Raw genomic sequence first — 8,973 nt, 5'->3', positions numbered from 1 at the left:
CTCGTCGTTGCAAATGCTCGCCATAGCCCTGGCTATGGCTGCGCTTTGCGCCTAGATCAGGCGCCTTTTGACGTGCTGCTCGGACACGCTCGAAATACTCTGAGCCTCTCAGCCTGATCAGCGTTGCCGGATGACCCAGGTCAAGCAGATCACCTCGCGCGACAACCCGCTGCTCGTGCGCCTGCGCAAGCTGGCGGGCGACCCCGGGGCCTATCGCAAGCTGGGTGAGGTGTGGATCGAAGGCGATCATCTCTGCGCGGCTTTGCTTGAGCGTGGCGGCAATGCGTCGCATGCGGTGGTCACCGAGCTGGCGTGGGACCAGCCGCGATATCGCGAGCTTGCCAGCCGGGCAGACACGGTGCTTGTCGTGCCCCAGGCGTTGATGAATGGTTTGAGCGCGCTGGAATCTTCTGCGCCGATTGGCTTTGTCGTGTCTTGGCAAGGCGCGGGGACGCTTCAGAACGATGCGCCCACCATCGTGCTCGATCGGCTTCAAGATGCTGGCAACGTGGGCACCATCCTTCGAAGCGCCTCGGCCTTCGGGTTCACACAGGTCATCGCCATCAAGGGGACGGCGGCGTTATGGTCGCCCAAAGTGCTGAGAGCCGGCATGGGAGCGCATTTCGGGTTGCGATTGGTCGAAGGCGCGGAGTCCTTGCAAGGCCTCGACCTGCCGCTGCTCGCCGCCAGTTCGCACGCTGCGCAAGCGATCCACGAGGCGCATCTGCCGTGGCCTTGCGCATGGGTCATGGGGCACGAGGGCCAAGGCGTGTCGGGGGCGCTGATGAATCAGTGCACGACGACTCTGCGCATCCCGCAGCCCGGCGGAGAAGAGTCGCTCAACGTGTCGGCGGCGGCGGCGATCTGCATGTACGAGTCGTCCCGCAGGCGCTTGTAACTCATCGAACTTCTAATCCGTTCGGTCTAATACATCAACCGATCGGGCCGGAGGTCTCGCAGAATCGTCGTTGCGATCTCTTCGATGGACTTGTGCGTCGACGACAGCCACGCAATGCCTTCGCGACGCATCATTGCTTCGGCTTCGCGCACTTCGTAGCGGCAGTTCTCGATCGACGCGTACTTGCTGTTGGGCCGCCGCTCGGTGCGGATGTGATTGAGCCGCTCCGGGTCGATGGTGAGGCCGAAGCACTTATTTTTGTGTGCCGCGAGCGAACTGGGGATGTGGCCGCGCTCGAAGTCTTCGGGGATGAGCGGATAGTTCGCCGCCTTGACGCCGTGCTGCATGGCGAGATACAGCGAGGTCGGCGTCTTGCCGCTACGGCTCACGCCCACGAGGATCACGTCGGCCGATTCGAGGTTCTTCGCCGACTGCCCATCGTCATGCGCGAGCGAGAAGTTGATCGCTTCGATGCGATCGGTGTACTCCTGACTCTTCGCAACGTCTGAGAATCGTCCGACGCGATGGTTCGAGGTGATGCCGAACTCGGCTTCCAAGGGCTCGATGAAGGTGTGGAACATGTCCAGCACCAGTGCCTTGGACAAGTCTTTCACGATTGCCAGGACCTCACGATCCACGAGCGTGATGAACACGATCGGGCGTTTGCCCTCGACCTCGGCCGTGTGATTGATCTCGCGCACCACCTGATGTGCCTTGTCGGCGCTGTCGATGAAGGGCCGGCGCACGTGACGCGGCTTGGCGGCGAACTGGTTGAGGATGGAATTGCCGAAGGTTTCGGCAGTGATGCCGGTGCCGTCGGAAACGAAGAAGACGGTGTGATTGGGCATGATGGGGATCTGGCTGCTTACGGCGGCCATCATAGGTCAGGGCCCACCTGAGGCTTCACTCTCATAGGCCTGATGGTCACGCTCGCTAACGAAGGCCCCGCCCTATGCGGGGCTATCCGGGGGCGGGAAGGCCCGCCCCAGATCACTCCAGGCCATAGAATCGGCCCAATTTCTCCCGACACATTCGTAGCTCATGCGCTCCCTGACCTCAGCACAAGAATCCAAAACATCAGGCTGGGCTGGCGCACGCACCTTGCACGGTACGGCCGCGCAAGTCGCTGCCTCGGGCAAACGCGACACGGGAGCCCCGGTTTTTCAACGTTACGGAGCTTTCCCATGTCTACACCCAGCTTTGAGGCGACCGCCCTGGTCGTTCCATTCGATGAGCTGAGAATGACCGACGTCGAGTCGGTAGGCGGTAAAAACGCATCACTCGGCGAAATGATCAGCCAACTGGCTGCGTCCGGGGTGCGTGTACCCGGCGGTTTTGCCACGACGGCCCACGCCTTCCGTGAGTTCCTTAAGCACAACGGTCTGGCTACTCGCATCAATGCGCGTCTCGATACGCTGAACACCGACGACGTTCGCGCGCTGGCGGAAGCCGGCGCGCAAATTCGCCAATGGGTCGAGGAGACGCCGTTTCCGCCTGACCTGCAGGCGGCCATAGAGAGTGAGTTCAAGAAGCTGGCGGCTGGCAATCCCGGGGCCTCCTTCGCCGTGCGTTCGTCGGCCACCGCCGAAGACCTGCCCGATGCGAGCTTTGCTGGCCAGCAGGAGACGTTTCTCAACGTCGTCGGCATCGAGGAAGTGCTGAACAAGATGAAGGAGGTCTTCGCCTCCCTCTACAACGACCGCGCGATCAGCTACCGCGTGCACAAGGGCTTCGCGCATTCCGACGTCGCCCTGTCTGCCGGTGTGCAACGCATGGTGCGCTCCGACCTCGGATCTGCCGGCGTGATGTTCACCATCGACACCGAGAGCGGGTTCAAGGACGTGGTGTTCATCACTTCGAGCTACGGCCTGGGCGAGACGGTGGTGCAGGGCGCCGTCAATCCCGACGAGTTCTACGTTCACAAGCCGGCGCTCAAGAACGGCAAACTGCCGATCATCCGGCGCAACCTCGGCTCCAAGCTCATCAAGATGGAATTCGTGTCGCCTGAGGAAAAGAAGGTCTCGCGCAAACTCGTGAAGACGGTGGACACAGCGCCCGAGCAGCGCAACCGCTATTCCCTCACCGATGCCGAAGTGACTGAACTCGCCAAGTACGCCTTGATCATCGAGCAGCACTACGGCCGAGCGATGGACATCGAGTGGGGAAAGGACGGCGTCGACGGCCAGCTCTATATCCTGCAGGCGCGTCCCGAAACAGTGAAGAGCCAGCAAGAAGGCAAGGCCGAGCAGCGCTACAAGTTGAAGGGCACGGGCACGGTGCTGGCCGAAGGCCGCGCCATCGGCCAGAAGATCGGCACGGGTCCGGTGCGCATCGTGCACAGCATCACCGACATGGACACGGTTCAAGCGGGTGATGTGCTCGTCACCGACATGACTGACCCGAACTGGGAGCCGGTGATGAAGCGGGCGGCGGCTATCGTGACCAACCGAGGCGGGCGCACCTGTCACGCGGCCATCATCGCTCGCGAGCTGGGCATTCCGGCGGTGGTCGGCTGCGGTGATGCAACCGAGGTGCTGACGGATGGGGCGCTCGTGACGGTGGCCTGCTCGGAAGGCGACACCGGCTACATCTACGACGGCCTGCTCGAGACGGAAGTGACCGACGTGCAACGCGGCGACCTGCCGTACTGCCCTATCAAGATCATGATGAACGTGGGCAACCCGCAGCTCGCCTTCGACTTCGCGCAGATGCCGAATTCGGGCGTGGGCCTCGCACGGCTCGAGTTCATCATCAACAACAACATCGGGGTGCACCCGAAGGCCATCCTCGACTATCCGAACATCGACATCGACTTGAAGAAGGCGGTGGAGTCGGTGGCGCGAGGCCATGCGTCGCCGCGGGCGTTCTATGTCGACAAGCTGGTCGAAGGCATCGCGACGATTGGAGCCGCGTTCTGGCCCAAGCCGGTGATCGTCCGTCTCTCGGACTTCAAGAGCAACGAGTACCGCAAGCTCATCGGCGGTTCTCGCTACGAGCCGGAAGAAGAGAACCCGATGCTCGGCTTCCGCGGCGCGTCGCGCTACATCAGCGACGAGTTCGGTGAGGCGTTTGCGATGGAGTGCGAAGCACTCAAGCGCGTTCGCAATGAGATGGGTCTCACCAACGTCGAGATCATGGTGCCCTTCGTGCGCACGCTCGGGCAGGCCAAGCGCGTCGTGGAGATGTTGGCCGAGCACGGCTTGCAGCGCGCAGCGGCCGGCGGCAAGGACGACCTGCGCGTGATCATGATGTGCGAGGTGCCGAGCAACGCGATCCTGGCGGAACAGTTCCTGGAGCATTTCGACGGCATGTCGATCGGCTCGAACGACCTGACGCAGTTGACGCTGGGCCTGGACCGCGATTCAGGGCTCGAGTTGCTGGCGCGCGATTTCGACGAGCGCGATCCGGCAGTGAAGGCCATGATTTCGCGGGCGATAGCCGCTTGCCGGGCGGTGGGGAAGTACGTGGGCATTTGCGGGCAAGGGCCTAGCGATCACCCGGACTTTGCCGATTGGCTTGCGCAGGAAGGCATCGTGTCGATTTCGCTGAATCCGGATACGGTGGTGGAGACTTGGCAGCGGCTGGCAAAGCGCTGATACGTGATCTGAATAGAGCCCTCTTCTGCGCAGAGGGCGTCAAGTTTTTGCAGGATGGGCAAAACGCAGCGTGCCCATGCGGTCGTTATTCGAATCAGATCGACAGTCCGCGTGGCCGCCTTCGGCAGGCTCAGGATGCAAGGGCCCTCGTTTTTCCCACCCTGCAAGGCGCGGACGGATTGCTCCTTCTCCCCCTCGGGGGAGAGGGCAGGGGCGAGGGGTTGTCAGAAAAGTGGAATCGTTTACCCGCCACCTCTCCCTCACCCCAACCCTCTCCCTCGCCGTCCCTCGCCGGGAGAGGGAGTGACGACCTTAGGATTTGGCCCGAAATAAGTTTCCGTTTTGGGGGCGCTGGGCGGGCGCGCTGCGGCGTTGCTCCTCACTTGTGTGGCTCGTCACACGGCGCTCGGAGCGCCTTGCATCGCATCCCGCCCAGCGCCCCCAAAACGGAAACTTATTTCGGGCCAAATCCTTAGATCAGCCCATCAAACGGCAGCACATCCACCATTGCTCCAGCGTCCACATTGCCTTGTTCGTGATGCAACACCACAAGCCCGTTTGCCTCGCTCATGCTGCGCAGAATCCCCGAGCCTTGCGAGCCCGTGATCGCCACTTGCAATGAACCGTCTTCCAAGCGCGTGACGATTCCGCGCTGATACTCCGTCCGGCCAGGCCTCTTCCGGATCGGTTTCACGCAAGCCGCCTTCAGCATCAAGAGCGGCTGCGCGCTCGCCCCGCTCATCGCAAGCAATGCATCGCGGACCAGGGCATAGAAAGTCACCATCACTGCCACGGGATTGCCGGGCAGCCCGAACAAGATCGCATCGCGCCCGCTGCTTGTGATCTTGCCGATCGCCATCGGCCGGCCTGGTCGCATCGCGATGCGCCAGAACATCACATCGCCGAGCTTCGCCATCACCTGCCTGGTGTGATCGGCCTCACCCACGCTGACCCCGCCGGACGTGATGACCGCGTCCGCCGTGTTCGCGGCTTGAAGAAACGCCGCTTCCAGCAAGGCTGGATCGTCTCGCACCAAGCCCATGTCGGTGATCTCCACACCCAAGCGCGACAACATCGCCCACAGCGTGTAGCGGTTGCTGTCGTACACGCAGCCCGCTTCCAACGGCTCGCCGATCGAGCGCAGCTCGTTGCCGGTGGAGAAGAACGCGACTCGCAGCTTGCGGCGCACTGCCACTTCCGCGATGCCCATCGATGCCAGCATGCCGATGTCGGCAGGTCGCAGCGTCCGCCCTTCATGCAATGCCACTTCGCCCGCGGCGAGGTCTTCACCCGCAAGCCGACGGTTGTCCCCCGGCTGCACCACACCCGCAGGGATCGTCACCTTGCCATCGTCTGCCTCCACGAGCTCCTGCGGCACGACGGTATCCAGGCCCGGCGGCATCACCGCGCCAGTCATGATGCGAAAGCATTGTCCGGCCAGCACGTCTTGCGAGCCGACGCTGCCCGCGAAGCCGGTGCCCACGACGTCGAGCGCGGTGGGCGCGTCGCACATCAGATCGCTGCCGCGCAGTGCGTAGCCGTCCATCGCCGAGTTGTCATGCGCCGGTACGTCGATGGCCGATACAACATCGTTCGCCAGCACCCGCCCGAGGGCATCGCGAATCGGCAAGGTTTCCGCCTCGCGGACGACTGGCACGAGGCGGGCGATGAATTCCTGCGCCTGCACGATGTGCAAAGCATTCGGGTCGTAGCCGCTCAGGCAGGAAGCGATCTCGGCAAGTGTGGTCATTGCAGGGTCAGCATCATCTGGTCTTTGTCGAAGTAGTCGTTGCCCAACTTGATGGCACGCAGCAATCGACCGTAACGCACGAATCCCGCGGCCTCGTATAGGGCGATGGCGGGCGCATTTGTCGATGTCACCGACAAGGTCAACATCTCGATCTCGCGCAGCACGCGTGCCTGTGCGATGCAGGCGTGAAGCAGGGCACGCCCGATGCCTTGGCCTTGCATTTCCGGCCGCACCATCATGCCCGCGATGTGTCCGACGTGGCGCACTTTGATGCGCTCATCGCGCTCGCAACTGATGGCGCCCACCAATTGGTCCCGAGGAGGCGCAACGCCGCAATGCGCTTCGAGAGCAAGCGAGCAGCCGGCATTTGTGGCTTGACGCGACACTAGCCAGGCGCCGAAGCTGAATCGAGCAGGGTCGCCGTCGGGGAGGGCAAAGCGCGACAAATAGGTCGAAGCCGGCTTGCGCAACTCGGCCTGCGCGTCGGAGGTGAATGCGTCGGGATAATGCGCGAGCATGTCGTCGCGCAAGGTCTTGTAGGCCACGGCATCGTTGACGCCCAGCAGGCGGACCGGCAACTCAACCCCCATGGCGCGCTTGCAGCTGGCGAAGCTCATCGGTGGTGTTGGCGTTGAAGAACGCGGCTTCATCGTCGAAGGGTACTTCGATGCAGCGGTGTTCCGCCGTCCATTTGTCGATCTTGCGCTGACCCGATTGCGTGAAGCGGATCAGGCTTTCCATGAGCGTGGCCTTCATGAGGCAGAAGACGGGCTGCACCTGCACGCCTTCGGCCCCCGTCGTCGAGGCCATCGCAATATCGGCGTCGTGGTCGACCAGCACGGCTGCCAGCCGTGAAACCAGGTTCTCCGGAAAGTTTGGCGTGTCGCAAGGCACGGTAACGAGGTAGGGCGTTTCGCAGTGTTCCAAACCCGCCAGAAAGCCCGCCAAGGGCCCCGGATAGTCTGCCAGGGCATCTGGCCATACCGGTATGCCGAACGACTCGTACGCGCCCAGATTGCGGTTCGCATTGATCATCAGGTGCCCTACCTGCGGCGACAGGCGCATCAGCGCATGCATCGCGAGCGGCATGCCCAGGTGATTCTGCAAGCCTTTGTCGACGCCGCCCATCCGGCTGCCGCGTCCACCAGCGAGGATGAGGCCAGTGATGTCTTGCTTTGCAATTGCAATTGCCATGGGTCGATCAGCCGCCGATGTAATGCATTTCGACGCGACGCTCGCCGGGGACCGGGGCGGCTTGCAACTCGCCGCGCAATTCCGAATAGCGGTCATCGCGGCCTTGCCAGATGTGGGAGATGGCTGCGCTGATTTGCGGGTCGCTGAAGTTTCCTCGCAGCAGGGCGCGCAGGTCATGGCCATGCGTTGCGAAGAGGCAGAGGAAAAGCTTGCCTTCCGTCGACAAGCGCGCCCGATTGCAATCGTGGCAGAACGCCTGCGTCACGCTGGAGATCACGCCGATCTCGCCGCTGCCGTCACGATAGCGCCAGCGCGCCGCCGTTTCCCCGACGTCGTTCGAAGCCATCGCCTCGATGGGAAACGTCTGCGCGATGCGTGCGAGCACCTCGGACGATGGCATCACCTCGTCCATGCGCCAGCCGTTGGTGGCGCCTACGTCCATGTACTCGATGAAGCGCAGCACGATGGGTGTGCCTTTGAAGTGTCGCGCCATCGAGACGATCTCGTGATCGTTGGTTCCGCGCTGGACCACCATGTTGACTTTGATCGGCCCGAGGCCCACGCGCTCTGCTGCTTCGATGCCGCGCAGAACGTCGGCCACCGGAAAGTCTGCGTCGTTCATGCGACGGAAGATCGCATCATCGAGCGCATCAAGGCTCACGGTGACGCGCTTCAGGCCGGCATCCTTCAGCGCATGGACCTTTTTCGCCAGCACCGAGCCATTGGTCGTGAGCGTGAGATCCAGTGCCTCGCCTTCAGGCGTGCGCAACTTCGCCAGCATCTCGACCAGCACCTCGAGGTTCTTGCGCAGCAGCGGTTCGCCGCCGGTGAGCCGGATCTTGTGTACGCCGTGCGAGACGAAGAGCCGCGCCACGCGCTCGATCTCTTCGAAGCTCAGCAAAGATGAATGCGGAAGGAATTGATAGTTCTTGTCGAAGACTTCCTTGGGCATGCAGTAACCACAGCGGAAGTTGCACCGGTCGGTGACGGAGATGCGCAGGTCGCGCAGCGGCCGGTCGAGGCGATCCAGGGCGCGGCCCGAGGCGGGTGCGGCGAACGCGGGGATCACCGGCACCGTCGCGGCATAGCGGTGATCGGCGAGCGGAATGACCTTGTCGCTCATGCCCCGCATTTTGCCCCCATGGGCGACACACACTGTCGCGTGGGGATCAGTGGGTGGCAGCCGACGCGGAATCTGAAGCGCTCGAAGCGGCTGCAGCAGTCGCCTCGACCCGGCGGGCGCCGGTGAAGCGCTTTTTCCAGTTGGCCAGGCTCAATTCCTCGACACGGACTTCACCGCCTGCCCGCGGCGAGTGGATGAACGTGCCTTCGCCGACGTAGGACAACTCAGAGCCCCAGGGAAACCACAATGGTCACAACCAGTTAAGGGAGATTCGCAAGATGAAAATCGAACGGACTGAGAGGCTGAGAGTATTTCGATCATGCCCGCTCATCACGCCAAAAGCCCCCTGCTCGTCGTTGCAAATGCTCGCCATAGCACGAGCTATGGCTGCGCTTTGCGCCTAGATCAGGCG

8 protein-coding genes are annotated in these 8,973 nt (G+C 62.7%); 2 read left to right on the top strand and 6 right to left on the bottom strand.

Translation table 11 applies throughout. The features are described 5' to 3' along the window. The first annotated feature begins 130 nt into the window (after nucleotides 1-130). Complete coding sequence (locus AC30NL_RS16115) at nucleotides 131-898, top strand: TrmH family RNA methyltransferase (protein WP_489465015.1); 768 nt, start codon at nucleotides 131-133, stop codon at nucleotides 896-898. A gap of 26 nt (nucleotides 899-924) precedes the next feature. Here AC30NL_RS16115 and ppsR read toward each other — a convergent pair whose 3' ends face one another. Beyond that, on the bottom strand, nucleotides 925-1,746 hold the full coding sequence (ppsR, locus tag AC30NL_RS16110) for a posphoenolpyruvate synthetase regulatory kinase/phosphorylase PpsR (RefSeq protein ID WP_489465014.1): 822 nt from the start codon (nucleotides 1,744-1,746) through the stop codon (nucleotides 925-927). Between the two features lie 336 nt (nucleotides 1,747-2,082). Here ppsR and ppsA point away from each other — a divergent pair, with 336 nt between their 5' ends. After that, complete coding sequence (gene ppsA / locus AC30NL_RS16105) at nucleotides 2,083-4,494, top strand: phosphoenolpyruvate synthase (RefSeq protein WP_489465013.1); 2,412 nt, start codon at nucleotides 2,083-2,085, stop codon at nucleotides 4,492-4,494. 472 nt (nucleotides 4,495-4,966) lie between these two features. Here the strand turns inward: ppsA and moeA are convergent, their stop codons facing one another. Genes moeA through AC30NL_RS16080 form a run of 5 tightly spaced genes read right to left on the bottom strand, consistent with a single transcriptional unit; the run spans nucleotide 4,967 to nucleotide 8,784 of the window. Further along, nucleotides 4,967-6,244, bottom strand: a complete 1,278-nt coding sequence (moeA, locus tag AC30NL_RS16100; RefSeq protein ID WP_489465012.1) for a molybdopterin molybdotransferase MoeA — start codon at nucleotides 6,242-6,244, stop codon at nucleotides 4,967-4,969. Further along, a complete protein-coding gene (locus AC30NL_RS16095) occupies nucleotides 6,241-6,861 on the bottom strand; it encodes a GNAT family N-acetyltransferase (RefSeq protein ID WP_489465011.1) in 621 nt (206 codons plus the stop codon). The genes moeA and AC30NL_RS16095 overlap by 4 nt, the downstream gene beginning before the upstream one ends. Further along, nucleotides 6,824-7,438 carry a molybdenum cofactor guanylyltransferase MobA gene (gene mobA, locus AC30NL_RS16090; protein ID WP_489465010.1) on the bottom strand — a complete coding sequence of 205 codons (615 nt, stop codon included), beginning with the start codon at nucleotides 7,436-7,438 and terminating at the stop codon, nucleotides 6,824-6,826. The genes AC30NL_RS16095 and mobA overlap by 38 nt, the downstream gene beginning before the upstream one ends. 7 nt (nucleotides 7,439-7,445) lie before the next feature. Beyond that, on the bottom strand, nucleotides 7,446-8,561 hold the full coding sequence (gene moaA, locus AC30NL_RS16085) for a GTP 3',8-cyclase MoaA (RefSeq protein ID WP_489465009.1): 1,116 nt from the start codon (nucleotides 8,559-8,561) through the stop codon (nucleotides 7,446-7,448). Between the two features lie 46 nt (nucleotides 8,562-8,607). After that, nucleotides 8,608-8,784 carry a hypothetical protein gene (locus tag AC30NL_RS16080; protein ID WP_489465008.1) on the bottom strand — a complete coding sequence of 59 codons (177 nt, stop codon included), beginning with the start codon at nucleotides 8,782-8,784 and terminating at the stop codon, nucleotides 8,608-8,610. Nucleotides 8,785-8,973: the final 189 nt, after the last annotated feature.

It is taken from the genome of Rhizobacter sp., from assembly GCA_021153565.1.
Lineage (GTDB): Bacteria > Pseudomonadota > Gammaproteobacteria > Burkholderiales > Burkholderiaceae_C > Albitalea.
This window is presented reverse-complemented; position numbering and strand designations above follow the sequence as displayed.